The sequence below is a fragment of the Pseudomonas sp. WS 5021 genome, assembly GCF_012985535.1.
Lineage (GTDB): Bacteria > Pseudomonadota > Gammaproteobacteria > Pseudomonadales > Pseudomonadaceae > Aquipseudomonas.
In genome coordinates, this window is sequence record NZ_JAAQWP010000002.1 from 209,320 (window position 1) to 234,293 (window position 24,974).

16 protein-coding genes are annotated in these 24,974 nt (G+C 61.9%); 7 read left to right on the forward strand and 9 right to left on the reverse strand.

What is annotated here, in order from left to right:
• Nucleotides 1-59: 59 nt before the first annotated feature.
• From HBO19_RS07320 to HBO19_RS07335, 4 genes are all read left to right on the forward strand, one after another.
• The gene (locus HBO19_RS07320; protein WP_170041214.1) at nucleotides 60-941 is read left to right on the forward strand and encodes a LysR substrate-binding domain-containing protein; all 882 of its coding nucleotides are present in this window, start codon (nucleotides 60-62) and stop codon (nucleotides 939-941) included.
• A 162-nt stretch (nucleotides 942-1,103) separates the two neighbouring features.
• Complete coding sequence (locus HBO19_RS07325) at nucleotides 1,104-2,822, forward strand: hydrogenase maturation protein (protein WP_170057175.1); 1,719 nt, start codon at nucleotides 1,104-1,106, stop codon at nucleotides 2,820-2,822.
• Nucleotides 2,823-2,926: 104 nt separating this feature from the next.
• The gene (locus tag HBO19_RS07330) at nucleotides 2,927-5,341 is read left to right on the forward strand and encodes a DUF3772 domain-containing protein (protein ID WP_169952944.1); all 2,415 of its coding nucleotides are present in this window, start codon (nucleotides 2,927-2,929) and stop codon (nucleotides 5,339-5,341) included.
• Nucleotides 5,342-5,433: 92 nt separating this feature from the next.
• Nucleotides 5,434-6,402 carry a DUF2931 family protein gene (locus HBO19_RS07335; protein WP_222934686.1) on the forward strand — a complete coding sequence of 323 codons (969 nt, stop codon included), beginning with the start codon at nucleotides 5,434-5,436 and terminating at the stop codon, nucleotides 6,400-6,402.
• 44 nt (nucleotides 6,403-6,446) lie between these two features.
• Here the strand turns inward: HBO19_RS07335 and HBO19_RS07340 are convergent, their stop codons facing one another.
• The 5 genes from HBO19_RS07340 to HBO19_RS07360 all read right to left on the reverse strand — a co-directional run bounded on the left by HBO19_RS07340 (nucleotide 6,447) and on the right by HBO19_RS07360 (nucleotide 11,241).
• Nucleotides 6,447-7,673 (reverse strand): MFS transporter, encoded by a 1,227-nt coding sequence (locus HBO19_RS07340; protein WP_169952948.1) that lies wholly within the window; start codon nucleotides 7,671-7,673, stop codon nucleotides 6,447-6,449.
• Between the two features lie 230 nt (nucleotides 7,674-7,903).
• Nucleotides 7,904-8,827 carry a LysR family transcriptional regulator gene (locus HBO19_RS07345; RefSeq protein ID WP_170057177.1) on the reverse strand — a complete coding sequence of 308 codons (924 nt, stop codon included), beginning with the start codon at nucleotides 8,825-8,827 and terminating at the stop codon, nucleotides 7,904-7,906.
• A gap of 42 nt (nucleotides 8,828-8,869) precedes the next feature.
• Entirely contained in the window at nucleotides 8,870-9,757 is an 888-nt protein-coding gene (gene yghX / locus HBO19_RS07350; protein ID WP_170057178.1) for a YghX family hydrolase, read from the reverse strand.
• A 46-nt stretch (nucleotides 9,758-9,803) separates the two neighbouring features.
• Entirely contained in the window at nucleotides 9,804-10,298 is a 495-nt protein-coding gene (locus HBO19_RS07355; protein ID WP_170057179.1) for a PaaI family thioesterase, read from the reverse strand.
• A gap of 52 nt (nucleotides 10,299-10,350) precedes the next feature.
• A complete protein-coding gene (locus tag HBO19_RS07360) occupies nucleotides 10,351-11,241 on the reverse strand; it encodes a DMT family transporter (RefSeq protein ID WP_170057180.1) in 891 nt (296 codons plus the stop codon).
• 91 nt (nucleotides 11,242-11,332) lie between these two features.
• Here HBO19_RS07360 and HBO19_RS07365 point away from each other — a divergent pair, with 91 nt between their 5' ends.
• Nucleotides 11,333-12,655, forward strand: coding sequence for a PLP-dependent aminotransferase family protein (locus HBO19_RS07365; RefSeq protein ID WP_170057181.1), 1,323 nt, complete (start codon nucleotides 11,333-11,335; stop codon nucleotides 12,653-12,655).
• Between the two features lie 19 nt (nucleotides 12,656-12,674).
• Here the strand turns inward: HBO19_RS07365 and HBO19_RS07370 are convergent, their stop codons facing one another.
• The 4 genes from HBO19_RS07370 to HBO19_RS07385 form a co-directional block, all read right to left on the reverse strand.
• Complete coding sequence (locus tag HBO19_RS07370) at nucleotides 12,675-17,669, reverse strand: glycosyltransferase (RefSeq protein WP_170057182.1); 4,995 nt, start codon at nucleotides 17,667-17,669, stop codon at nucleotides 12,675-12,677.
• 140 nt (nucleotides 17,670-17,809) lie between these two features.
• Nucleotides 17,810-20,221, reverse strand: a complete 2,412-nt coding sequence (locus HBO19_RS07375) for a TonB-dependent siderophore receptor (protein ID WP_170057183.1) — start codon at nucleotides 20,219-20,221, stop codon at nucleotides 17,810-17,812.
• Between the two features lie 65 nt (nucleotides 20,222-20,286).
• Nucleotides 20,287-21,225: a FecR family protein gene (locus HBO19_RS07380; RefSeq protein ID WP_170057184.1), complete on the reverse strand. Its 939-nt coding sequence runs from the start codon at nucleotides 21,223-21,225 to the stop codon at nucleotides 20,287-20,289.
• The gene (locus HBO19_RS07385; protein WP_169952967.1) at nucleotides 21,222-21,737 is read right to left on the reverse strand and encodes a sigma-70 family RNA polymerase sigma factor; all 516 of its coding nucleotides are present in this window, start codon (nucleotides 21,735-21,737) and stop codon (nucleotides 21,222-21,224) included. Before HBO19_RS07385 ends, HBO19_RS07380 begins: the two co-directional genes overlap by 4 nt.
• Before the next feature lie 591 nt (nucleotides 21,738-22,328).
• On the opposite strand from HBO19_RS07385, the gene HBO19_RS07390 reads away from it, so the two are divergent.
• Both HBO19_RS07390 and HBO19_RS07395 read left to right on the forward strand, forming a co-directional pair.
• On the forward strand, nucleotides 22,329-23,738 hold the full coding sequence (locus HBO19_RS07390; RefSeq protein ID WP_170057185.1) for an NAD(P)/FAD-dependent oxidoreductase: 1,410 nt from the start codon (nucleotides 22,329-22,331) through the stop codon (nucleotides 23,736-23,738).
• A complete protein-coding gene (locus tag HBO19_RS07395) occupies nucleotides 23,725-24,963 on the forward strand; it encodes an FAD-dependent oxidoreductase (protein WP_170057186.1) in 1,239 nt (412 codons plus the stop codon). The genes HBO19_RS07390 and HBO19_RS07395 overlap by 14 nt, the downstream gene beginning before the upstream one ends.
• Nucleotides 24,964-24,974 lie beyond the last annotated feature (11 nt).

Below are 24,974 nucleotides of genomic sequence, written 5' to 3' on the forward strand. Positions count from 1 at the left end.
ATAAATGAAATCGATTTAGCGTATGCATGAATAAGCTGAAACTATAGATAGGTGCTGCAATGACGATCTCCCATACACAGCTCAAGGCCTTCCATGCGGTCGCGATGAACGGCAGCTTCACCCGGGCGGCCAACCAGCTGTGCCTGTCCCAACCTGCGGTGTCAGACCAGGTTCGCAAGCTCGAGGACTACTACGGGGTGATGGTGTTCTACCGCGACAAGCGCCTGGTGCGCCTTACGGAGGTGGGCGAGCGGCTGTTCGGCCTGACTCAGCGCCTGTTCGATATCAGTATCGATGCCCACGACATGCTGACGGACTACCGGACCTTGTCGACGGGCACGCTGAACCTGGCCGTGGATGCGCCGGTGCATGTCTTGCCCTATGTCTCTCGCTTCTGCAGCCGATACCCAGGCGTGGATGTGAAGATTGAGACCGCCAATACCGATGAAGTCCTGCAGCGATTGTTCGGCCATCAGGCAGACATCGCCTTGCTGGGGCGCAGCATCGACGACGATCGCCTGCTGACGCTGCATCTGCGCAGCGATCCCATGCTTGTGTTCGTGGCGCATGACCACCCCTGGGCCCAGCGTGAATCGGTTTGCCTGGCCGACCTGGACAACACTCCCATGGTTTTACGCGAGCAGGGCTCGGTCACGCGGCTGTCCCTCGAGGAAGAGATGGCGGCGGCGGGCTTGCGCATTCGCAAGGCGATCGAAGTGGAGGGGCGTGAAGCCGCGCGCGAGGCGGTAGCCATTGGCATGGGCGTCGGTGTCGTTTCTGCGGCCGAATTGGGCTCGGACTCCAGGCTTCGCGGGTTGCCGATCATCGATTGTCAGCGCCAGTTCACCGAGACATTGGTGTGCCTGCGCGCGCAGAGCTCCCGGCGTATCCTGACGACCTTTCTGGACCTGGTTCGAGAAGGGCTGGACGGGCACGATTGATGCCCTGCGTGGCAACCCCCGCAGCCGATCAACCACTGGCTGACACAAGATTGATCTCGGTCATCTACCCTTCCTGACACTCCCTCTACCCTTGGGTTTCCATAAAAGGCCAAGGATGGCTCAAGGAGCCTGCGGCCATGCATTCTCAAGGAAGAGTCAGTCATGCAGTCATTGAAGATTATGTTGTTGTCGTCGGCGTTCAACGGCTTGACCCAACGGGCCTGGCTGGATTTGCGCCAGTTGGGCCATGTGCCCAGTGTGGTGCTGTTCACCGATGAAGCCACGGTCTGCCGGCAGATCGAGGAATCGGCGGCGGACCTGGTGATCTGCCCGTTTCTCAAGGACCGGGTGCCGCAGCAGCTCTGGAGCAATCCGGATCGCCCGGTGGTAATCATTCACCCGGGGATTGTTGGCGACCGTGGCGCCAGCGCACTGGACTGGGCCATCACCCAGCAGGTCAAGCGCTGGGGCGTCACGGCCTTGCAGGCGGTGGAGGAAATGGACGCCGGCCCGATCTGGTCGACCTGTGAATTCGACATGCCCGCCGATGTGCGTAAATCCGAGCTGTACAACGGCGCGGTGAGTGACGCGGCGATCTATTGCATCCGCGATGTAGTAGAAAAATTCGCCCGCGGTTTCGTGCCGGTGCCCCTCGACTACACGCAACCTGACGTCATCGGGCGTTTGCAGCCGAACATGAAGCAAGCTGACCGCACCTTCAGTTGGTACGACTGCGCCCGGTTCATCAAACGCACCATCGACGCCGCCGACGGCCAGCCCGGTGTGTTGGCGAGCCTCGCCGGCGGCCAGTATTACCTGTATGACGCGCATCTGGATTCGCGCCGGGGTACGGCGGGGGAAATCCTCGCGGTACAGGATGACGCGGTATTGGTCGCGGCCGGTGATCACAGCCTGTGGATCGGCTCGCTCAAGCGCAAGGCCCAGCCCGGCGAGGAAACCTTCAAGTTGCCGGCCCGTCACGTGCTGGCTGGGCAACTGGCGGGTGTACCGGTGCTGGACGGCTCGATTGCCCACCAAGGGTTCGATGAGATGGCGTATCAACCGATTCGTTATCAAGAGTCCGGTCACGTTGGCGAATTGACCTTTGAGTTCTACAACGGTGCCATGAGCACCGAACAGTGCCAGCGCCTCGTCGCGGCACTGCGCTGGGCCAAGGCGCGGGACACCCAGGTGCTGCTGGTCCGGGGCGGGCGTGGGAGTTTTTCCAATGGTGTGCACCTCAACGTGATTCAGGCCGCCGAGGTGCCGGGGCTGGAGGCCTGGGCCAATATCCAGGCGATCGACGATGTCTGCCAGGAACTGCTGACAGCCCGGCAACTGGTGGTCAGTGGCCTGACAGGCAGCGCCGGAGCCGGCGGTGTGATGCTGGCGCTGGCGGCCGATGTCGTATTCGCCCGGGCGGGGGTGGTGCTCAATCCGCATTACAAGACCATGGGCCTGTATGGCTCCGAATACTGGACCTACAGCCTGCCGCGCGCGGTCGGCAGTGAAATCGCCCACAGGCTCATCGAGCAATGCCTGCCGATCAGCGCCTTCCAGGGCCGCCAGTGGGGGATGATCCAGGATATCGGCCCACGCTGCCCACGGGCATTTGGCTCATGGTTGCTGCAACAGGCCAGCGACGCGTTGACCGATGAAAAGTACGCCTTGCATCGCGCGCGTAAAGCCCAGATGGACCTGGAGCAGATTGCACACCTGCGCGAAAACGAGCTGGCACAGATGCGCTTGGACATGGTGGAAAACCGCCAACAGTTCGCCGAGAAGTGCCACAACTTCGTGTTCAAGCGCAAGACCTGCCAGACCCCGCAGCGCTTGATGGCGCCGTGGGCATTGGTGCCCAAGGCCACGCTGGTTGACTGAGAGGAACACCCCGCATCTACTCTTTTGCCGCCAGGGCGGAATTTCCTTTCGGCCCTGGCGGTCCATAATGCCAATGGAAAAAAGACAGAAAGGGTGAATTGTTGATGCGGCGAATTTATAGGGGCGTCATCTGCCAGGCCTTGTTGGCCATGGTTTTGGCTATCAGCCCGGCGGGATGGGCAGAGGCGGGCGCCACACCGGCGCCAGTCGAGGTCGTCGACAGTTTGCCGCTGTTGCCCGAAGACGCCGACCTCAAGCAGCTCAGCCAGCAGCTTGAGCTGATTCGCCAGAGCGTGCCGGTCAGTACCAGTGACGAAAAGCTGGCGGAGTTTCGGCAGGGTGCGCTGCAGGTGCAACAGCTGGCCGCGGCCTTGCTCACGGTGCGCGCCACCGAGATGGAGCGCCTTGACGATCAACTCAAGGTATTGGGCGCGGCCCAGCCCGGCGAAGCGCAGAGCCTCACCGAGCAACGGGATGCCCTGACCCGCAAGAAGAACAGCCTGCTTGAGGATGAGCAGCAGGCCAAGCAACTGAGCCAGACGAGCCGCGACCTCGCCGCGCAGATCGTCAACCTGCGGCGCAATCTGTTCAACTCCCAAGTCACTTCACGTACCGACTCGCCCTTCAGCCCCACCTTCTGGTCGACCCTGATCCGCCCCACCAGCGAGGACTTGCAACGCCTGGACAACCTCAAGGCCGAAGGTATCGTCGCCCTCAAGAGTGCCGTCAGCCCCGAGAACCGCTGGGCGTTCTTCAGCACGCTGCTGGCGGCGGTGCTGATCTGGAGTTTCGGCCGGCGACTGCTGGAGCATCTGCTCACCTGGGCAATGATCCGCTGGCTGCCGGAGGGGCGCCTGCGGCGTAGTACGTTGGCGGTGGCGGTGGGGTTGTCGTCGATCCTGACGATCATGGGGGCGGTCTCGCTGATGCGCTGGGGGCTGGAGAGCAACGCGGTGTTGAGCGAAAACCTGGCCCGGCTTTCCGATCATCTGGTCACCCTGGCCACGTTCTGTGCGTTTATTGCGGGCCTTGGCCGCGCCTTGCTGATGCTGCCGCGACCGTCCTGGCGGTTACCGGCCATTGCCGATGAAATCGCCAGTGCCCTGGGGCCTTTCCCGGCGATTCTGGCGGTGGCGCTGATGCTGGTGGCCACCGAGGAGCGCATCAACAACGTCACTGGCGCCAGCCTGGCGCTGACCGTGGCGCTCAATGGCCTGACGGCCCTGACCACCGCGTTGATCTTTATCGCCGCGATGTTGCGCGTGCGCCATGTGCGCAAAAAACTCGAGCTGCCGCGCCCGGGTGGGCTCGCCGGTATGCTGCCCTTTGTGGCGTCAATCTGGGTGGCGGTGATTGTCCTCGCGTTGTTCACCGGGTATCTGTCCCTGGCCTACTTCCTTACCGTCAAGCTGCTGTGGGTCAGCGTCGTGGCGGCGTCGGCCTACCTGCTGATCGCCTTTTTCGGCGACGTCTGCGAAACCCTGCTTTCGCCCAAGCAGCCCAGCGGCCTGGCACTGGCCAATGCCCTGGGGCTGTCGCCACGGCACCAGGCCCAGGCCTGTACGGTGCTGGCGGGCGTTGGCCGTACATTGCTGCTGCTCACCGCCGTGATGGCGGCTTTCCTTCCGGCAGGCTCCAGCCCCAGCGAGTTGCTCCAGGGCTTCAGCCAACTGGGCGAGTCCAGCAAGACCCTGGGCAACCTGCACATCATTCCCCAGGACATCCTCATTGCGCTGCTGATGTTTGTCATCGGGCTGTTCGCCGTGCGCACCTTGAAGCGCTGGCTGAGCGAGCGGCTGCTGCCGGAAACCAACATGGACGCCGGCATGCGCGCCTCCCTGGTGACCCTGGTGGGCTACCTGGGCTTTGTGCTGCTGACTCTGTTGGTGATGTCGATCCTGCGGATCAACCTGACCAGCCTGACCTGGGTGGTCAGTGCCTTGTCGGTGGGCATCGGCTTCGGCTTGCAGGCGATTGTGCAGAACTTCATCTCCGGGCTGATCCTGCTCACGGAGCGGCCGGTGAAGGTTGGCGATTGGGTCAGCCTGGGGGGCGTGGAGGGCGATATTCGGCGGATCAACGTCAGGGCCACCGAGATCCAGATGTCCGACCGCTCGACGGTGATCGTGCCGAACTCGCAATTCATCTCGCAAAACGTGCGCAACGTCACCATGGGCAACGCCTTGGGCGTGGTGGGCATTACCCTCACGTTGCCGCTGGATACCGATGTATTGAAGGTTCGCGAACTGCTGATGCAGTCGTTTACCGAGCACGAGGCGATTCTCGATACGCCGGCACCCTCGGTCACGTTCAAGGACCTGGCCAGGGACGGCCTGATCATTGGGGTCAGCGGCTACGTCAACAGCCCGCGCTCGGTGTCCGGCACCCGCAGTGACTTGCTGTTCATCCTGCTTGCGCGCCTTCAGGAAATGGGCATTACGTTGTCTTCGCCCCAGAGCTTGGTATTGGTTCCGGGAGAGGGAAGCGCAGTGGCGGGCGATGTTCCTGTAAAGCCATGACGAGGTAGCGCTGCGTGACAATAAAAACCCCGATAACTGTGATTGCTGCGCTGTTGTTCTGTTTTTCGATGGCCGCGTGCAAGAGTAAAGACATGCCAGAAACCTACAGCTGGACGGGAACGGTATCTGCACCACAGGAATACCCGATGGAGGTTTACCGTGGCGCCATAATCGCTGAGGGTTTTACCTACGGTTTTGATGCGATCTGGGGCACGCAGAACACCGGCTGGGGCAGCCAGGGCGGAACGATGACCACCGCGATCGAAAAAAAGGGCGTGCCCTATCAGCTGGAATTTACCTGGTACTCGCTGGTGGAGCGCACGTTCTATAGCGGTCACTGGGTCTTGGACAAAGACGCGATCAAGCGCCTCTTGGATGAGGGTTTTATCGATCAGGACACCCATAAAAAAGACACCTACAGCACCTTTGTCGTGGGCTTGGCGCCACAGGGCCGGGTGGTGCTGTGGCTGAGCGGAGCGGGGCATCAGAAGGAAGTCGGGGCCTTTCAGGCGCATGCTACAACCATTACCAAGCAAAGCGCCTACAGCAATGCCCAGTACATGTTTAAAGACGGCTATGCAGAGCGCATGCTCAATGATCCTTCCTATAAGACCTTCAGCCCGCAAATCCGGCAAAAAATACTGACGCAAGGCTATCCTGCGCCAGAAATCTATGGCGTCTACCGGGAGAAATATAGCTGGAGACCGGTGGTTGTCCTGGAGAAGGGCGAGTGGCTCGATTTTGGCTTCAGTGCCTACAACGGCGAGCAGGAAAATTTATTCGCAAAGGATCTACAGGATAACCACTACGCCAAAAGGGCCATCCCAAAGTTCTGTGGCCTCTATTGGCGCAATGGAAACGGCCGGTATGGCGTGTGGATTGACGCCTTCGATGAAGAAGAAATCTTTGAGGCTTTCCAGAAACTGGGCAAGCAAAAAGATATCGACCTGGTGGTGAAGGTTGACGCGCAAAACACCAGGGTTTCCCTGGCATTAAGGTCGGGCGCGCAGGAGTTGCCCATCGGCAAAGCCAACGTCAGGCTGTCTCGCAGGATCGAGTAGGCTCCCCCTGCCGATGGGAGAGCCCCACTGCAATGCTCAGCCAGCTAGCAGGGCTGGGCCGCAAGGCTGTTGCTGACATTGCGTCCCAGCACCAACACCGTCACAAAACCCAAGCCCACCAGCACTGTGGCGAGGCTCAGCAGCACCGAGCTGCCCAGTTGGTCGACGATCCGCCCGCCAAAGAACGAGCCCAGGGCAATGATCACCTGGAACAACGCAACGAACAGCGGCATGCCGCGTTCGACATCCTTGGGCGCCACGACAAACATCCAGATACTGGCGCAGGCCGGAAAGGCACCGAAGGCGAAGCCCCAAAGCGCGATCAGCATGGCTGCGCCGGTCATGCCGGTGGCGAAATGGGGGAACAGCGCAGTGCTGGTGCCGATCATCAGCGCCACCAGCAACAGGGTGTGGCGTACGCTGCGGTTGGCAGCAAAACCGGCAAAGATATTGCCCATCACCCCGGCCACGCCAAACAACAGCAGCAACGAGCCAATCGTTGGTCCATCGAAGCCGGCACTGTGCTTGAAGAAGGGCGCAACGTAGGTGTACGCGGCAAAGTGCGCCAGGCCGATCAGCAACACCGCGATTAACCCGACCCGCGCTTGGGGGTTGATAAACAAGGCGGGCAGGTCGCTGACGCGAATGGCCTTCTCCGGATTGAGTCGTGGCAGCAGGAAAATCTGCGCCAGGAGTACCGGCACGCCCATCAGTGCGGTAATCAGGAACGTCATGCGCCAGCCCATCAGGCCGCTCAGCCAGGTGCCTACCGGCACGCCCAGCACGGTGGCGAGGGTTACGCCGACCATGATGATCGAAGTGGCCTGGGCAACGCCCACACCCCTGGGCGCCAGGCGGCCGCTGAGGGCGATGGCGGTGGCCCAGAAACCACCGATGCTGATGCCCAGCAGCACACGACCGAACAGCAGCAGGCCAAAATCACTGGCCAACGCCACCACCGAGTTGGCAATGATCATGATCAGCGTCAGGCCGATCAGCAGATAGCGACGGTCCATGGTGCCAATGCTGACCGACAGCAAGGGCGCGGCGAGGGCGGCCATGATGCCGGGCAGGGTCACCATCAAACCGGCGTGGCCGGCACTGATGCCCAGGTCACTGGCGACATCATTGAGCACGCCCACCGGCAGAAACTCACTGGTCACCAGGGCAAAGGCCCCCACGGCAACCGAGAGAATCGCCAGCCACTGCTGTTTGACGCTCTGTTGATTATGTTCGGGAAGGCTATGAGGGGCCTGGCTAGCGCTTGGCATGGGGCGAAGATCCGGGGGGAATGCAGCCTGAAGCCAGGCCGGGGAAGAATGTGGAGGCGATTATAGGAATCAGCGTTGCCAATTAAACAGGCCGCTCGGTTTGATAGTCATCATCACTGCAATCAATGCGACCCACGGTTTTGACATGTCCAGCCCCCGATTCGACTCGCCAGCGCTAGCGATCACCCGTCTCTGCGGTGCTAATGCCGTGGCACGCTCACGGGCAGCGACTAATCGGTGGTCGAAGGCACAGCAGTGGCGCTGAAGTCGAGCAGGGCGATAAAGCTGTCCAGCAACGGTGATGGGTTGTCGGTGTTCCAGCTCAGGTACAGGCCGATGGCTGGGTTGGGGAAAGCGCTTACCGGGGCGATGCGACGAAACACGACCTTGTCGCGCAGGATCGAGTTGGCAATCGACTCCGGCACCAGGGCAACGCCGAAGCCACAGGCGACCAGGCCGATCAGCGTATGGAGCTGCGCGGCTTCCTGTACCACCCGAGGGTAAAAGCCGGCGGCCTCGCACAGGGCGATAAGCTGGCTGTGATAACCGCTGCCCAGGGCTTGAGGGGTGAACACAAAGTCTTCGCCGGCGAAGTCCCGCAAGTCGATCTGGTCGTCGCCGGCCTTGGGGTGATCGGCCGGCAGGGCCATCACGATCTGCTCATCCAGCAACAGGCGCGACGCAATGTTTGGTGCGGCCATCGGCAATTTGCGTATGAAGGCAATATCCGCTTCCCCCGACGCAATGGCCTGGGCCTGGCTGGCAGAAGGCATCAGCTTGATGATCAATTGCACCTTTGGGAACGTCTCGCGGAACCGGCGCAGGCTATCGAGCAGTGGCTCGTAGTAGGTGATCGACACGGCAGTCACCGTGAGTTTGCCGGCGATACCCTGCGCCACCTGGCGCGCGTGTTCGATGCCCAGCGCCAACGCCTTGAGGGTGCCATAGGCGGCGTCGAGGAATGCGCCACCGGCTGGGGTCAGTTTTACCCCGCGCTTGCTGCGGGTAAACAGACTGAACCCCAGCTTGCCCTCCAGGCGATTGATGGCCTGGCTCAGAGGGGGCTGGGCCATGTGCAGGCGCATGGCGGCCCTGTGAAAGTGCAGTTCTTCAGCCACAGCAATGAACTGGCGTAGCAGGCGGGTTTCGATCATGTCTGCTGCTTCTTGATTTGAATTGATCAGGGGGCGGTGTGATTACACGAGGTACTTACGGAACCAGCCCAAGGTGCGTTCCCAGGCCAGGTTCGCCGCAGCCTCGTCGTAGCGTGGGGTCGAGTCGTTATGGAAGCCGTGGTTGGCGCCCTTGTAGATGTAGGCTTCATAGGTCGTGCCTGCGGCTTTCAAGGCGGTTTCATAAGCCGGCCAGCCTTCGTTGATCCGTGTGTCCAGTTCGCCAAAGTGCAACATGATCGGCGCCTTGATTTTCGGCACGTCCCTGGTGTCAGGTTGGCGCCCATAGAACGATACGGCCGCGCCCAGTTCCGGGTAGGCCACAGCCGCGGCGTTGGTCACGCCACCGCCGTAGCAGAAGCCCGTGATGCCGACTTTGCCGGTGCTGGCGTCGTGATGCATCAGCCATTCGATAGCGGCGAAGAAGTCATTCATCAGCTTGGTCGGGTCGACGGTCTGTTGCAGCGCCACGCCTTTTTCATCATTGCCGGGGTAGCCGCCCACCGAACTCAGGCCATCGGGCGCCAGGGCGATAAACCCGGCTTTGCCCAGGCGCCGGGCGACGTCTTCGATATAGGGGTTGAGCCCACGGTTTTCGTGGACCACCACCACCGCCGGCAGCTTGCCTGTGGCCTTCGCCGGGCGGACCAGGTAGCCGCGTACCGCGCCGTTGCCCTTGGGCGAGGGGTAGGTGATGTAGTCGGCAACGATGTCCGGGTCGGTGAATTTCACCTGCTCGGCCAGGGCGTAGTTGGGGCTCAGGGAAGCCAGCAGTGCCGAGGCGGTCAGGCCGCCAAAGGTGAACAGGGCCGCGCGGTCGAGAAACTCGCGACGGTTGATCTTGCCGTGGGCATAGCCGTCGTAGAGCTCCAGCAGCTCAGGGGCGAAGTCTTTAGCGGTCAGGCGCGTCATCGTCAGGTTCCTTTTTTCGGCACGTGGCGTTGAATGTAGACCATTCTCAGGCCTGGCGGCCATGGGCCGTATCGGCCAGGCGCCCGGTATCGACACGCACGAAGATCGAGTCGCCAATCGCCGTCAGCACGCCATCGGCGTACACCTCGCAGATCACGCGGCTCTTGCGCCCGACCTCACCCTCGACCTTCGCGCGCAAGGTCAGCGGCACGCCCATGGGGGTGGGCTTGATGAATTTGATGCCGAGGTTGCCGGTCACGCAGTCGATACGCGGCAACTCGCCAGGTGTGCGCTGTTCGGCACGGTAGTGATAGGCCATGGCGGTCCAGTTGGAGTGGCAGTCGACCAACATGGCGATCAGGCCGCCGTAGACCAGGTCGGGCCAGCCGCAGTATTGGGCGTCGGGCAGGTGCTCGGCGACGATATGCACACCGTCCGCATCCCAGCGGCTCTTGATATGCAGCCCGTGGGCGTTGCTGGGGCCACAGCCGTAGCAGACGCCGTCCGGCGCCGTGGTCTCTTGCAGGGAAGGGGTGTGCATCGTGCATCCTTATTGTTCTTGGGCCAATCCATGAGCCTAAAGGCCCACGCCCCTATCGCGCAAACTTCTTAGCCAAGGCCACGCAGGCAATCACCGCCACGGTCACGGCGAGCATGCCCAGGCTCACCGGTTCATGCAGCAGGCTGGCCGCCAGCGCCAGGCCGAAGAACGGCTGCAGCAACTGCAACTGCCCGACCGCCGCAATGCCGCCCTGGGCCAGCCCGCGATACCAGAACACAAAGCCGATCAACATGCTGAACAGCGCCACGTAACCCAGGCTTAGCCACGCCGGCAGGCTGATGCCGGTGAAGGAGGCGGGGGCCAGGAGCAAGGTCAGGGGCGCGACCACCGGCAGCGAAACCACCAGCGCCCAGCAGATCACCTGCCAGCCGCCGAGGGTGCGTGCCAGCTTGGCCCCTTCGGCATATCCCAGCCCGCACACCAGCACCGCCAATAGCATCAGCAGGTCGCCGGCGGGGGCGGCGCTCAGGCCCTGGGCCAGGGCATAGCCCACCACCAGCAGGCTGCCCAGGATCGAAAACAGCCAGAACACCGGGCGCGGTCGCTCGCCGCCGCGCAGCACACCGAACACCGCGGTGGCCAGGGGCAGCAGGCCGATAAACACGATGGAGTGGGCCGAGGTCACATACTGCAAGGCCAGGGCGGTGAGCAACGGGAAGCCAATCACCACCCCCAGGGCGACAATCAGCAACGGCCCCCACTGGTTGCGCGCGGGGCGACGTTCCCGCAACAGCCACAACAGGCACAGGCCCAGCACGGCGGCAATGCTCGCCCTGGCCACGGTCAGGAACACCGGTTCGAATTCCAGCACCGCCAAGCGGGTGGCGGGCAGCGAGCCGCTGAAAATCAGCACGCCGATCAAGCCATTGATCCAGCCGCTGCGGCTATGTTCGGGGGGGATGGTCCGGGACGTTTGTTCCATGCAGGGGGCGCTCGACAGGGGAGGGTTGCGTTTCGGGCATCCTAGGGCTGAAGATTGCGACAATCAAAAAATTGTCATGGATACATCGCCCATGCCCCGTGCCCGCTACAAGTCCCTGGTGGATGCTTTCGCCAGGGATATCCGTGCTGGAACCCTGGTGCCCGGCACCCGCCTGCCGACCCACCGCCAATTGGCGACCACCCATGGCCTGGCCCTGGTCACGGCCAGCCGGGTGTATAGCGAACTGGAGGCCATGGGCCTGGTCAGCGGCGAGACCGGGCGTGGCACTTTTGTGCGGGAAATTGCCCTGGCGCCCGGCCAAGGCAGTGGGCAAATGGCGGTGGCGGCGGGCATGCTCGATCTGAATTTCAACTACCCGTCCTTGCCCGGCCAGGCCGACCTGCTGCGCACGGCCTTGCGCCAATTGGCGTTGTCTGGCGACCTGGAAGCGCTGCTGCGTTACCAGCCCCATGCCGGGCGCGTCCATGAGCGGGCGGTGATGGCGCGGCATCTGCTGCACCGTGGCCTGAGTGTCGCGGCCGAGCAGGTGCTGGTGGTCAGCGGGGCCCAGCATGGCCTGGCGGTGAGCATGATGGCGTTGCTCAAGCCCGGCGATGTGGTGGCGGTGGATGCCTTGACCTATTCCGGTTTCAAGGTGCTGGCCGAGACCTTGCACCTGGAGCTCGTTGCGATCCCGGTCACGCCGCGCGGGCCGGACCTGGCAGTGTTGCAACAGCTGTGTCGCCGACGCCCGGTGCGCGCGCTGTACTGCATGCCGACCTTGCACAACCCCCTGGGCTGGGTGCTGGGGCTCGACCAGCGCGAGGCGCTGGTGCGCATCGCCCGCGAACACGAGCTGATCCTGATCGAAGACGCCGCCTATGCCTTCCTCGTCGAGCACGCGCCAGCGCCCTTGGCGCACCTGGCGCCGGAGCGCACGGTGTACGTGGGCGGGCTGTCCAAGAGTGTCGCCACCGGCCTGCGGGTGGGGTTCGTCGTGGCGCCACTGGCGTGGGTTGCGGCGCTGGAAAGGACGGTCATGGCCACGGTGTGGAATGCGCCGGGGGTAATGACGGCCATCGCCACCGGCTGGATCGAGGACGGCACGGTACTCCAACTGGAGGTACAAAAACGCCAGGACGCCCAGGCCCGGCAGGCGCTGGCGGCTGAGGTGCTGGCGGGGGTGGAGTACATCAGCCATCCCTCGTCGTATTTTTTATGGCTGCCGTTGGGGGAGGATGCCCGGGCGGATCAGGTCACCATGGCGTTGGCGCAGGAGGGTGTTTCGGTGTCCACTGCCGAGCCGTTTGCGGTGTCAGGGCATGTGCCCCATGCAATCAGGCTGGCGTTGGGCTCGGTGGACAAGAGCGCGTTGCGCGCGGCGTTGCTCAAGGTACGGCGGGTGGTTGAGTAACCACCCGCCGCACGCGGTCTCAGCCGTCGATCCAGGAGTGTTCGGCGCCTACTTTGACCTTGAACTGATGGAACAGCGGGTAGTAGTGCTCCTTCATTTGCTTGATCCGCAGGCCCAACAGCTCGGAAGGGACAATGCCCTTGCTCGTGTAAAACTGGCGCAGGCGCGCTTCAATGTTGACCACCGGCCCGGATGAGACGACTTTGTTATCGACAACTTTTGATTCTTTGGCAATGCCATCGAAACCCAGGTCGTACATGTCCGGTCTTTTCGATTTAAGTACGTCGTTAAACAAATTGGGGCCCACCGTCTGAAAGATTTTGCGCTCATAGGCGTTGAACTCAGGGGTGTATTGCACCTGCCCATTTGACCCTCGGGTAACGGTGGGGCGATTGGCTGCGAAGTAGGGCTTGTTGGCGGAAAACCGCTGGTTCATTTCGGCGATCATATCGGTAATGACAGGGTTGCCAGGCTGCGTTGCAAAGTTGCTGGTGTTGTAGAACGGGTGGTAGTCAGTGAGGCTATGGGCCACAGGTTTATTCAGGAGGACATCATTGGCGCCCGCTTTTAGTAGCGTATTGCCGATGTCAGCTTGAATGACATCATCGGTATCGAGATAAATGCCACCGTATTTATTCATGATGGGATAGCGTGCAACATCCGACGCGGCGGCCAGGTTTTTCCCCTGGCCTTGGCGAAAGTAGTTATACAGTTCGCCGTTTTTCAGCTGTTTGAAAACCTCGTCTTCATTGAGGTTCATCACCGTCAGGCCAGGGGCCTTGCTTTGCAGTTTGCTTTTTATCTGTTGAAAAACCGCTGGGTTATCGGCATCCACATGCAGCACAGATTTATACCCCCACGCTTTGCTTGCATTGTTGGCCATGTTGTCGACCAGGTTGGCGGGAATGTCCTGGCCAGCCCAGAAATAATGCAGTTCTTTGGGTAAAGGCTGCACATCTTTGGGGACATTTATCGTGATCGGCGCGGGGGCCTCAACAAAATGGTAGTTGTGTGCGTCGATCCGCTTGGCTTTTTTAAGCTCATCGATGGTTCCCCGCTGCCATTTACCTTTGCCGGTTCTCCAGTAGTAGAGATGGTTTGGCCGTTCAGCGCCGCTCAATAGGCGGGTGGCTTTCCATGTACCGATGGAGCTATTGAAGCTGACACTCTGGTCTTCGCCCATGTAGTTGATGGCATAGGGCGACGCTGGGTTGCCCGTTGCCTTGATATCGTCCATTGGCACTACATACGTACTGTCGCCAAGTTTCCAGGGTGTTGGCGCGCTGCCGGCCCCTCCCAGCAACTGGTTGGCCCTGGATGTGGGGGCCCACCCAGCCATGCCCAGATCCTGCACGGGGATATCCGCGCCCGCGCCGCCGGGGTGGACGATGACCCGCTGTCCCTCTTTCAAACGCGACTCATAAAACGCACCATCGACCCTGACGTATTCCTTATGGCTCTGGCCCGTGTAGACATTGCCTTGCAGCCCTTTAGTCCTGAGCTCATCCGCCGCGATATGTTTGATTTCGTAACCCAATAGGTCGGTATTGAGCGATTTCATCTCACCATTGGCGGCCACCCGGCTGGGTTTGAAATCATTCAGTGGGGGGCCAAAGGCTCTTTTCTTGAGCACGTCGTATTGATGCCAGTTGCCCTGGAACAGTACGACGTTCCCCTCGACTGTCTCTTGCCCAATCCGGAACGTACCGGTTGCTGCCAGACCGTGCTGCTGGCTGGCGGTCTTTGCCACCTCGGCGCCGATGGCCGGCAAGCTGTTGGGGTCGTTTAACCTGGGCGTATCAACGACGAAATGGTCCAGTGATTTGCCGTACGCCTGTTGCGTGCGAGGGTCAAAGGCATACCACTTTTGGCTCGCCTCATCGAACTTGGCCAGGGCCTTGTTTTCAAGTGCGCCGCTGGCTGCTTTGTAGGTGCCTTCGGCAATGTCAGGTTTTTTTGCCAGTTCCAGCAGGTTCACACTGCGGTAGCTGCCGCGCAAGGATTTGACGCCCTTGTGGGCGGTACGCCCCAGGCTTACGACAGAGCGCGCCAAGTCATCGATACCCCCTACTGGATTGAGCGCACCAACCGCCGCGCGCCCAATGATCTGCCCGGTACGCCCCAGTTTCGACAGGGCCGATGCTCCGGTGGCTAGGGCTTTTGCGCCTTTGGCGGCCGGCCCCAGGCCGATTGCAAAACCGAAGATATCAAACGCCAGATCGACAATGCCGCTGCCGATATTGCCCTCGATAAAGTTCTTGATGGCCGACCTGAAGGGAATGAGATTGAGCGCAATCTCTTCAAGGATCTTATAGGTCGGTACTTCCGTATCAAAGGTGGTGGCGCCCTTGGCATAGCGTTCTACAGCAGGCAGTTCCATGTCCTTGATCAAGGCATCAGCAATGTAGCGGGTCCTGGCACTGCTGAAGCTATTGGGGGCGTCTTCTACACCTGGGGTTTCCTGGGTTATGCCCGCTGCGTACTGACCCGAGGGTGTTATTGCATCGAATCTTTTACCGCCAGAGGAATGCATGAAACCGCTCTGGGGAGCGTACTCCTTGTAACTCTGGTCTGGCCGCCGGGTCACCGTGCCCTTCAAGCGGTCAATGGCATAGGTCATGACGCTACCGTTGCGTTCGGTCTTGACCAGGACAACACCCGGTTCAACCTGAATGGGCTGATCGTCCCGTGTGTAGCGCATCTCCTTGCTGATGGTTATTTTTCCGAACTCCAGGTTCTGCCTGTCGGTGAGCGGCAGTTTGGAAATCAGTAGCTTGATCTGGGTAGCCGTGGTTTTTTTGACGTCGTTGGCGTAGTCGGCAAATGTCCTTTTGAACACTTCCAAGGGGCGCGCCAGGTTTTTGAGCTTGGGCATGACCTCGTCGAGGTTGATCGCAGTCGATGAGCAAACCCACGCCGCAGGTTTGCCATCAGGCTCAATGTTGATGGTGCCGTACGTCAGGTCCCTTACAAAGGCACGGCCGGTCTCTCCCCAGTTGTCCGCCGAGTCGGGTGCCCCGTTGAGCCCGCGACCGTCGATATACAGGTCCAGGATCGAGTAGGGGCCGGGGAAAAACCTGCTGGCGGGCTGCGAGGTAATGCATTTTTTGTCGAAGAGTGCCGGGTCCATCTCCGGCAGCGCATGCTTGAGCTGTTCCAGGGCAATGGCTTTGGTGGTGGGCATGGGCGGCAGTTGGGTTTCGGAGGCCTCCTTGAGTTCGCGCACTTGCGCGCTGAATGCCTCGCGCACGGCAGTTATTGCGGCGGGCGTCACGGGGTAACCCATGCCGCTGGCTGCCCCCCAGTCTTTGATCGCCTCGCTCTGGGCCCTGTATTCCACCTGCCGTTCTTCTTCCGTGATGGGCGCTGTACCCGCGTCGAGCATGATCTGCGCATAGCTCATCGTCGCCGTTGCCCCGGGGGCTTTTGCTTCAATGCGCGCGGTTGCCGTGGCCAGGCTGACCCAACTGTGGGTTCCCACCACTACCTGCTCCGGAATGTCCTTGACCAGGAACGCCGGCGCCCGGCTGGCCAGTAGCAGATGGGCTTGAAGCGTGGCTTGCGCGGGCGAGGCTGCACGCCCCTGGGCCAGCAGGTGCGCGGCCAATTCCTCGCAGACCGTGGCGGCCGACTTACCGACGTTGCCGGGCGAAACCAGCCGGTAGCCCGCGATCTCGCCGGGTACTTGGCCGGTGGGTGCGCTGGTGCTCTCCACGTTCAAGGCCGCCAGCAGCCAATCAGCGGCACTGCCTTTGACGGCGCGAGCCGCGAAGGTGGCTTGGATGGCACTGCCCAGTGCCTGGCCTCGGGCAGAATTGATCAAGGTATCAATCAACAGGCGTGGATTACTCTGCTCTTGAGGCGAGACTTGCCTGCCTTGCAGCAGATAATCCAGCACACGGTGAAAGGGCCGCAGGGTCAGATCGCCGAACTGGCCTGCGCGTATATCCGACTGCAATTGTTCCTGGCTGTCCTGGTCAAGCGATACGGGCCAGGCCAGCGCGCCACCCAGGTTGCCATTGCTCGCAGCCTTGGGGGGTGGCGTGGCGAGGGCGCTGGCAAGGTTGACCAGTTGTGCGTGATCGGTCGGGATATCCCAGCCATGGTCTTGGATAAACTGCAGTAGGCTGACCCTATTGGGTTGGCCGCTGGTGCTGGGTTGGTAAGTGCTGTCGGCCGGCAGGTCGATCATCGTTTTGGTCAGCGCATTCTGGATTTGCCCCACATATTCGCTGCCGGATTCGACGCCAGACGCCAGGTGACGAAGCTCGGCGATGGCTTGATGGCGGCTGACAATATCCCCCAAGTGCGCTTTTTGCACGTACAGAGCGCTGTCGTTGCGCGCCTTGATCAAATCGGCGCTGGTGGTGGGATCGAGCTTGGTAAAGCCTTGCTGTTGATCGATTTGTTCAGCACGCAGGCGCATCGACGGGCCCGTCAGGTCCAGCCGCTCATTGTAAAAGTGCCCGACCAGCCAATAGGGAACCGGGTCATGGATATCGCTTGCGGGGGGCGAGAACGTCGTGTCAGCGTGGCCCGCCGCAATGACTTTGCCGGCCTGCAGAATGGGCCCACTGATGGCTGCCCAGCGTGCGTCGTCGAGCCCGACTGTGTGGCGCTTCTGTTCGGGGTCAAGGTAGTGCTGGCGCTTGAAAGAGAGTGTTCCTGACTCCGGGTGGAGGGTGATCGAGCGGGTGTTGATGCCTTTTTCTTCAAGCCACTGACGGACGTCGGGCGACTTGAAGGCATTTTGCAATTGTGCCCACCACTGGCCGAATGTGGAGTCGGGAGCAATCGTGTTGATCGTCACATTCTTTTGGCGATTGGCGACCTCCAGTAATGCCGAGCTATACGCCGTCGCCAATTCGCGATCGCCCACGGTGCGAGGATGTTCAGCTGATTCAGATGGGGTGGGAGTTTCACGCTTGTGCCGCGAGGGCAACGGCGTGACAGGCAGATTGAGTAGCTGGCGTGGGGGGCGCTGCGCAGGGCTGGGCTGGGAAATACTGCTCATAAGGATTGCTGCCTCAAAGTTCGGGAATGGGCCTGGGTGTCAACCGCTACCGGGCGTTAGCCTTGTGTAGCGGTTTGCCCCAGGTTGATTCCCTTGTTTTGGCAGCCGATGACTTTCCTTATGTTTCAATTATGTTCTGATCAGAAATCCCAGCGGGTCGTCAGCATCACGTTGCGCGGATCGCCGTAATAGGCGGTGTTGTAGAAGCCGATATTGGTGTAGTACTTCTTGTCGAACGCGTTGTTCAGGTTCAGCGTCGCCGACAGGTTTTCGGTGACCTGGTAACGCGCCATCACATCCACCAGCCAGTAGGCTTGCTGGGCAAACTCCTCGTTCTTGGCCTTGTAGCGGTTGTACAGTTCCTGCCAGCTTCGGTTCTGCCAGCGCGCGCCGCCGCCCACGGTCAAGCGGTCCAGTGGGCCCTTGAGTTTGTAGGTGGTGTAGAAGCTGAGTTGGTCCTCGGGCTCCCAGGTCGAGACCTTCTGCCCACTTTGGTCACGGATGATCTTGTGGGTGTAGCCAGCCTGGGCCTGCCAGCCGGGCAGCAGTTCACCGGACATTTCGGCCTCCAAGCCCTTGGTCTTGGCTTCGATGCCCTTGGTGGCATAGCCCAATGACGGGTTGGTCGGCGCGGCGTTGTATTCGGCGTCGGCTTCTGCGCGGTTGCTCTGGTGCACTTCAAAGTAGGCCAGGCTGGTGTTGAGCCGGCCGCCGAAGAATTCACCCTTGATGCCGCCTTCGTAGTTCTTGCCTTCGGAGGGTTCCAGCAGCTTGTTGTTGCGGTCGCGGTTGTAGCTTTCCGGCATGAAGATGTCGGTGTAGCTGGCGTAGGCGGTGAAGTTTTCGTTCAGGTCGTAAGTCACGCCGGCGTAGGGCACCAGGCGCCCGGTTTCGGTGGAGTCGTCGGTGCCGCGCAGCTTGTAGTTGGCGACGCGGGCGCCGAGGAACAGGTTCAGCGGGTCGGCCAGGTTGAAGCGCGAGGTCATGTAGCCAGCGCTTTGGCGGGTGGTCAGGTCGTTGACGTAGGTGGGGGCGCCCCAGTCGGGTTCGGCAAAGTTGCCATCGAAGTTCCAGAAGTCCACCACATTGCCGTTGGCGTGTTTGGGGCTGCCGTAGTCCTTGCCTTTCCAGTGGGAGTTGGAGGCCGAGCCACCCACTACCAGTTCATGCTCGCGCCCCAGCAGGCTGAAGGGGCCGCTGAGGTACACATCGGCGGCATTGGCACGGGTCTGGCCGGTGAATTTATTGGCGTAGACCGTGGACAGGCCGGTGTCGGGATTTGGCGCGCTCTGTATCGAGCCCAGGGGCGCGTGGTAGCCGCTGAGTTGGTGGGTCACTTGCGCCTTGGCTACCCAGCCATTGGCGAAGCTGCGCTCCAGGGTGGCGAAGGCGCCCCGGTTGTATTGCTCCCAGCGGCTCCACTTGGCGCCGTTGTTGTAGGAGCGCTTGACGTCGATGCGATCGCCCTTGGTGTTGAACAGCGGGCGGCTGCCGGACCAGCCCGAGCCCATGGGGTCGTTGTCCTGATAGTCAAAACCCACGGTCAGCAAGGTGTCGTCGTCAAGATCCGCTTCCAGTGAGCCGAAGTAGACGCTGGTCTTGCGCTGGTAGCGCTCCATGAACGAATGCTTGTCCTGATAGGCCGCCACGGCGCGCCCGCGGATATTGCCGCTGTCGGTCAGCGGCCCGCTGACGTCGACCTGGGAGCGGTAGTTGTCCCAGCTGCCGGCACCCAGTTCGATGCTGGCCTTGAAGTCACGGGTGGGCTTTTTACGGATCAGGTTCAAGGTCGCCCCCGGCGCGCCTGCACCGGTCAGCAGGCCGGTGGCGCCTTTCAGGATCTCCACCCGGTCGTAGATCGCCATGTCGGTCAGGGTCTGGCCGGACGAGTAGGCCGAGTTGCGCAGGGTGGGGATGCCGTCGTACTGGAAGTTTTCGATGGAAAACCCACGGGCGAAGTAGTTGGTGCGCTCGCTGTCGTAGGTCGACACGGTGATGCCGGGGGTGTGGCGCATCACATCGTCAATGGCGTTGAGGCCGAAGTCGTCCATGTGTTGGCGGGTGATCACGGTGATCGACTGCGGGGTCTCCCTGGGCGTCAAGACCAGGCGTGTGGCGGTGGCAATGGTGCCCGGAGTGTAGGAGCCGGTGCCCTCGGTGACGGTGCCCAACTGGTTGGAGGTGACCTGGGTGGCAGCCAGTGCCAGGGTGCCGCTGGCCTCGGTCAAGGCCTGCAACTGGTAGCCATCGGCGCTGGCTTGCGCCGCAAAGCCGGTGCCTTCCAACACCTTGGCAAAGCCATCCACTACGTTGTAACTGCCGCGCACGCCTGCACTGTTCAGGCCGGCCACTTGTTGCGACTGGAAGGCTATCGGCGCGCCTGCGGCCTGGGCATAGCGGCTGAGCACTTCGCCAAGGGGGCCTGGGGCGATATCGAAGGCCTGGACCTGTTGCTGCGCGTAGGCAATGGCCGGTAATGCCAGCGGCAGGCAGCCAAACAGCAGGCGGCTGGCCAGCAGCAGGCTGCCACGGGAGGATGGGTTGGAAGACATGTAATCGGTGCTCCTTTGGATGTTGGCCAAGGAAAGGACGCGGCAAAACCGAAAACACGCAGACTTTATTGAGAATTATTCGCGCTGTTTTTCAAGGACACATGGGTGACCCACGGTGTGTAGTTGCTGACTTCGATCGGCAGCGTGCGCTGGAGCAGGCGCAAGGCCCGCGCCGGGTCGTCGACCGGCAGCATGACCGTGACCCGCAAGCCTTGCAGGGCCTGGCGATCGAACAGCAACAGGCCGCTGCGATGTCGTCCCAGGCGCTCCAGCACATCCGCCAGGGGCTCGTCGTTGGCCAGCAACTGGTGGGTGTTCCAGGCGGCCTCGTGGGCGCGGGCATCGAATTTTTCCACCGGCCCTGGGCCGCTTGCCTCCAGGCGCACCTGCTGGCCGGGGTTGAGGGTCAATTGTTGGGTGCCGCTGTCGATGCGAGTGGACGATTCGAGCATCCTGACCACCGTCGCATCGCCGCTGCGCTCGACGATAAAACGCGTGCCCAGGGCGCGAATGCTGCCTTGCGGGGTGTCGACATAGAACGGGCGCTGGGCATCCTTGGCCACGTCCACCAGCAGCTCACCGCGCAGCAGGCGTATGCGCCGTTGGTGGGCGTCGAAGTGCAGGTCCACCGCCGAACCACCATCCAGTTGCAGGGCACTGCCATCGGCCAGGCGTTGTTGCTGCCACTGGCCGCTGGCGCTGCTGAGGTCGGCGAACAGGTAGCCGCGCTGGCTGTACTGATAGGCCGGCAGGGCAAACAGGCCGATTAACAGGGTGAGGGCCAGGCCCTTGATCGCCTTCGGCTGTTGGCGCGCCCGGCGCAACGCGGCCCGGGCCGGCGCCTGCTTGAGTGGCGACAGGTGGCCTTGCAAGCGCGCAACCGCCAATGGATGTTGCGGGTCGGCGGCCAGCCAGGCGTGGAAAGCCTGTTGGCTGGCGGCGTCGGGCTGATGGTCGAGGCGCACCAGCCACTCGGCAGCCTGGCGCAGGATGGCCGGGGTCATGCCTGGGCGCACGCGTCGCAGGCCAGCAGGGCTTCCACCAGGTCCTGTTGCACGGTGCGCACCGAAACCCCGAGGCGCTCGGCGATCTGGGCCTGATCCAGGCCATCGAGGTGGCGCAGGATAAAGGTCTCGCGGATCCGTGGTTTCATCCGCGCCAGGGCCCGGTCAATCGCTTCGAGCACCTGTACCGCCTGCAGGATCTGCTCGGGCGAGGGCGCTTGCTCAAGGTACTGGGCGCAGCGTTCCAGTTCTTCCTGATAGGCCCGCTCCAGGCGGCGCCGGCGATTGCTGTCCATCAACAGGCGGCGGGCCACCGTGGCGAGATAGGCCTGGGGCTCGCGGGGCGCCACGTAGGGGCTGGCCGACAGCAGGCGGATGAACGTGTCATGTGCCACGTCTGCCGCGTGCTGGGAGCAATTCACGCGCCGGCGCAGCCAGCTCAGCAACCAGCCGTGGTAGCCGCGGTACAGGGCTTCAAGCGTCGCGGCTTCGGCGGGCTGGGCTGGTTTCATGCGAAAAATTCGTAAGTGGGAATTAATCTTATTCTAGTTGTTTCTGACTGGCGGCTGCAATGGGCGAGGGGGCCTCGGTCTCAGAACCGGCCCGTTCAACGTCTTTTATAGAAGGACTCGAGAAAAGACGGCCTTACGTCGTCGGTCGGCGAATTTAATGTGGTTAATTTTGCATATCGGTCAATATTTGTTGGTTTTTTTGACTGAGTATCGCGCTCTGAGCGCGATATGGCCGTGGAATAGCGGTCGGGGTCATGCCTAAAAAGTGTTGAAAAGTAACTTAGTTCTAAGTGGTTGTGTATTTATGTAGCGTTTTTCGCGTATTGAGCGAATCGACAGTAACGTCTTTTTGACAGAATCAGCTCTGTGTGCACCGAACCGGTCAGCCTTTTCCACGTCGTGTTTAAAGCCCGGGTACCCATAAACACTAGGCGCTGGCATGGCGGCGGCTGCATGCCTTGGCGCGCAGTCCTTGGGCAGTGAGGGAACCGTGATGGCCAATCGGTCATTCCAACCCCGTTTCGGTCAGTGGCATATGCCCTGCACCCACTCACGGCAACCTCTGCGCTTACTTCACCCATAGGCTTGATAATGACGAAACCCTTCCCGAACCAGAGCGGCATCTACGACGTCATCGTTGTTGGCGGTGGCGTTGTGGGATGCGCGATGGTCCGGCGCTTTACCCTGGAGGGCGCGCGGGTGCTGTTGCTGGAAAAAAGCCCGGACATCCTCTCTGGTGCGAGCAAAGGCAACAGCGCGATCCTGCACACCGGCTTCGATGCGCCAACCGGCAGCCTGGAGCTGCAATGCATGCAGGACGGCTACCAGGAATACCTGGACATCCACCAGAACATGTCGCTGCCCCTGCTCAAGACCGGCGCGCTGGTGGTGGCCTGGAACGAGGACGACCTGGACAAGCTGCACGGCATCGTCGAACAGGCACACGCCAATGGGATTGCCGATGTCAGCCTGATCGGCCGCGAGCGGGTGCGCAGCCTTGAACCGCACCTGGCCCAAAGCGCCCTGGGGGCGGTCCAGGTGCCTGGTGAATTCCTTATCGATCCGTGGTCGGCGCCGCTTGGGTATCTGCTCCAGGCCATGACGCATGGGGCACAGGTGCGCTTCAATACCGAGGTCAACGGCGGTTATTTCGATGGCGAACTGTGGGCCCTGGAGACTACCAACGGGTTTATCCGGGGACGCACGATCATCAACTGCGCCGGCTTGTTCGGCGATGTACTGGAGCAGCAGTTGCTGGGCGCGTCGAGCTTCTCCATCCACCCGCGCAAAGGCCAGTTCGTGGTGTTCGACAAGGCGGCCACGCGCTACCTGGGCAACATCATCCTGCCGGTGCCCAACGAGCGTACCAAGGGCATCGTCCTGACCCGCACCGTCTACGGCAATTTGTTGGTGGGGCCTACCGCCGAAGAACAGGAAGACCGCCTGCACGCAGGCCTGGACAGCGACGTGCTGCGCCAGTTGGTGGACGCGGCCGTCGAGCGGATTCCTGCGCTCGACGGCATGCCGGTCACCGCCACCTATGCCGCGCTGCGCCCGGCCACGGAAAAGAAAGAGTATCGGGTGCAGCGGGTCGAAGGTAAGAACTGGATCAGCGTCGGCGGCATCCGCTCCACCGGCCTGACGGCGGCGCTGGGCATTGCCCGGCACGTGTTCAGCCTGTATCAGCGCGAGCACACGCCAGTCCCCGCCTCAATCCTGCAATGGCCGGTGCTGCCCAATCTCGCCGAACATTTGCCCCGCGACTACCACCGGCCGGGCTACGGCGAAATCGTCTGCCACTGTGAAATGGTGACCCAGCGGGAAATCCAGAATGCCTTGGCCAGCGCGCTGCCGCCCGGTGACCTGGGCGGCCTGAAACGCCGCACGCGGGCCTGCATGGGGCGCTGCCAGGGCTTTTATTGTGGGGCGCGGGTGGCCGAGCTGAGCGCTGGCCACCTGGCCATTCCCCTTGCCACAGGTGTTTGTCATGAAGCCCATTGAAGTCGAAAACATTGATGTCGCGATTATCGGTGGCGGGCCGTCGGGGCTGTCGGCGGCGATGACCCTGCGCAAGCTGGGCGTTGGCACGGTGGTGGTGTTTGAGCGTGAGCCCGAGGCGGGTGGTATCCCACGTCATTGTGGGCACCCGCCCTTTGGTTTGCGCGAATACGGCCGCGTCTATACAGGGCCTGGCTATGCGCGCAAAAACGTCGCGCAGGCGTTGAAGGCCGGGGTGCAGATTCGCGTCAAGCACTCGGTGACGCAGATGGGCCTGGGCGGGCGGCTGGAACTGGTGAGCCCGGAGGGCGCCAGGGTGATCCAGGCGCGACGCGTGCTGATTGCCACCGGGGCCCGGGAAACACCACGCTCGGCGCGCCTGCTGGGCGGCGATCGCCCGCTGGGGGTGATCAATACCGGCGCGTTCCAGTCCTACCTGTACCTGGAGCATCTCAAGCCCTTTGAGCGTCCGCTGATCGTCGGCACCGAGCTGGTCAGCCTGTCGGCGGTCATGAGTTGCCGGCGTGCCGGAATCCAACCGGTGGCGATGATCGAGGCCAACCTGCGGGCCACGGCGCGCTGGCCGCTGTCGCTGTTTCCGCGGTTGTGCGGGGTGCCGATGCATTTCGGTGCACAACTTCTGGCAATCCACGGCACCGGGCGGGTAGAGGGCGCAACGGTGCGCCTGGCCGATGGGCAGACCCAGACCTTCGATTGTGACGGCGTGCTGCTTACCGGCCAGTTCACTCCCGAGTCGAGCCTGGTGCGCTTGAGCGAGCTGCGGCTGGACCCGAAAAGCGGCGGCCCGCATGTCGATCAATACGGGCGCTGTTCCGATCCGGCCTACTTTGCCGCGGGGAATCTGCTGCGCCCCGTCGAGACGGCAGGTTGGTCGTTTCGCGAAGGCCATAAGATCGCTACGATGATCGCCCGCGATCTGCAGGGGCAACTGCCGCCTGCTGCGCCGAGCATCGAGATCGCCTGCAAGGGCGCCTTGAAGCTCTGCGTGCCGCAACGCCTGAGCCCGTCCACAGTGGCCGGTATGCAGCACCTGCAACTGCGGGTCAACCGTGGGGTGAAAGGGCGCCTGGTGGTACGGGCCGATGGCCAGGAAATCTGGGCCCGCGCCGGCAGTTCGCTGCCCGAGCGGCGGATATTGATACCCATCGCCAGCCTCAAGCTGCCCCAGGGCGTACAGCAACTCGAAGTCGACTTTGTCGGCCACTAACAAGACCTGCC

Excerpts from the sequence above, each read along its gene's own strand:
- HBO19_RS07375 (WP_170057183.1), bottom strand. The coding sequence starts at position 20,221 with ATGTCTTCCAACCCATCCTCCCGTGGCAGCCTGCTGCTGGCCAGCCGC.
- HBO19_RS07395 (WP_170057186.1), top strand. The coding sequence starts at position 23,725 with ATGAAGCCCATTGAAGTCGAAAACATTGATGTCGCGATTATCGGTGGC.
- HBO19_RS07325 (WP_170057175.1), top strand. The coding sequence starts at position 1,104 with ATGCAGTCATTGAAGATTATGTTGTTGTCGTCGGCGTTCAACGGCTTG.
- HBO19_RS07385 (WP_169952967.1), bottom strand. The coding sequence starts at position 21,737 with ATGAAACCAGCCCAGCCCGCCGAAGCCGCGACGCTTGAAGCCCTGTAC.
- HBO19_RS07335 (WP_222934686.1), top strand. The coding sequence starts at position 5,434 with ATGCCAGAAACCTACAGCTGGACGGGAACGGTATCTGCACCACAGGAA.
- HBO19_RS07345 (WP_170057177.1), bottom strand. The coding sequence starts at position 8,827 with ATGATCGAAACCCGCCTGCTACGCCAGTTCATTGCTGTGGCTGAAGAA.
- HBO19_RS07355 (WP_170057179.1), bottom strand. The coding sequence starts at position 10,298 with ATGCACACCCCTTCCCTGCAAGAGACCACGGCGCCGGACGGCGTCTGC.
- HBO19_RS07320 (WP_170041214.1), top strand. The coding sequence starts at position 60 with ATGACGATCTCCCATACACAGCTCAAGGCCTTCCATGCGGTCGCGATG.
- HBO19_RS07380 (WP_170057184.1), bottom strand. The coding sequence starts at position 21,225 with ATGACCCCGGCCATCCTGCGCCAGGCTGCCGAGTGGCTGGTGCGCCTC.
- HBO19_RS07330 (WP_169952944.1), top strand. The coding sequence starts at position 2,927 with ATGCGGCGAATTTATAGGGGCGTCATCTGCCAGGCCTTGTTGGCCATG.
- HBO19_RS07340 (WP_169952948.1), bottom strand. The coding sequence starts at position 7,673 with ATGCCAAGCGCTAGCCAGGCCCCTCATAGCCTTCCCGAACATAATCAA.
- HBO19_RS07370 (WP_170057182.1), bottom strand. The coding sequence starts at position 17,669 with ATGAGCAGTATTTCCCAGCCCAGCCCTGCGCAGCGCCCCCCACGCCAG.
- HBO19_RS07390 (WP_170057185.1), top strand. The coding sequence starts at position 22,329 with ATGACGAAACCCTTCCCGAACCAGAGCGGCATCTACGACGTCATCGTT.
- HBO19_RS07365 (WP_170057181.1), top strand. The coding sequence starts at position 11,333 with ATGCCCCGTGCCCGCTACAAGTCCCTGGTGGATGCTTTCGCCAGGGAT.
- HBO19_RS07360 (WP_170057180.1), bottom strand. The coding sequence starts at position 11,241 with ATGGAACAAACGTCCCGGACCATCCCCCCCGAACATAGCCGCAGCGGC.
- yghX (WP_170057178.1), bottom strand. The coding sequence starts at position 9,757 with ATGACGCGCCTGACCGCTAAAGACTTCGCCCCTGAGCTGCTGGAGCTC.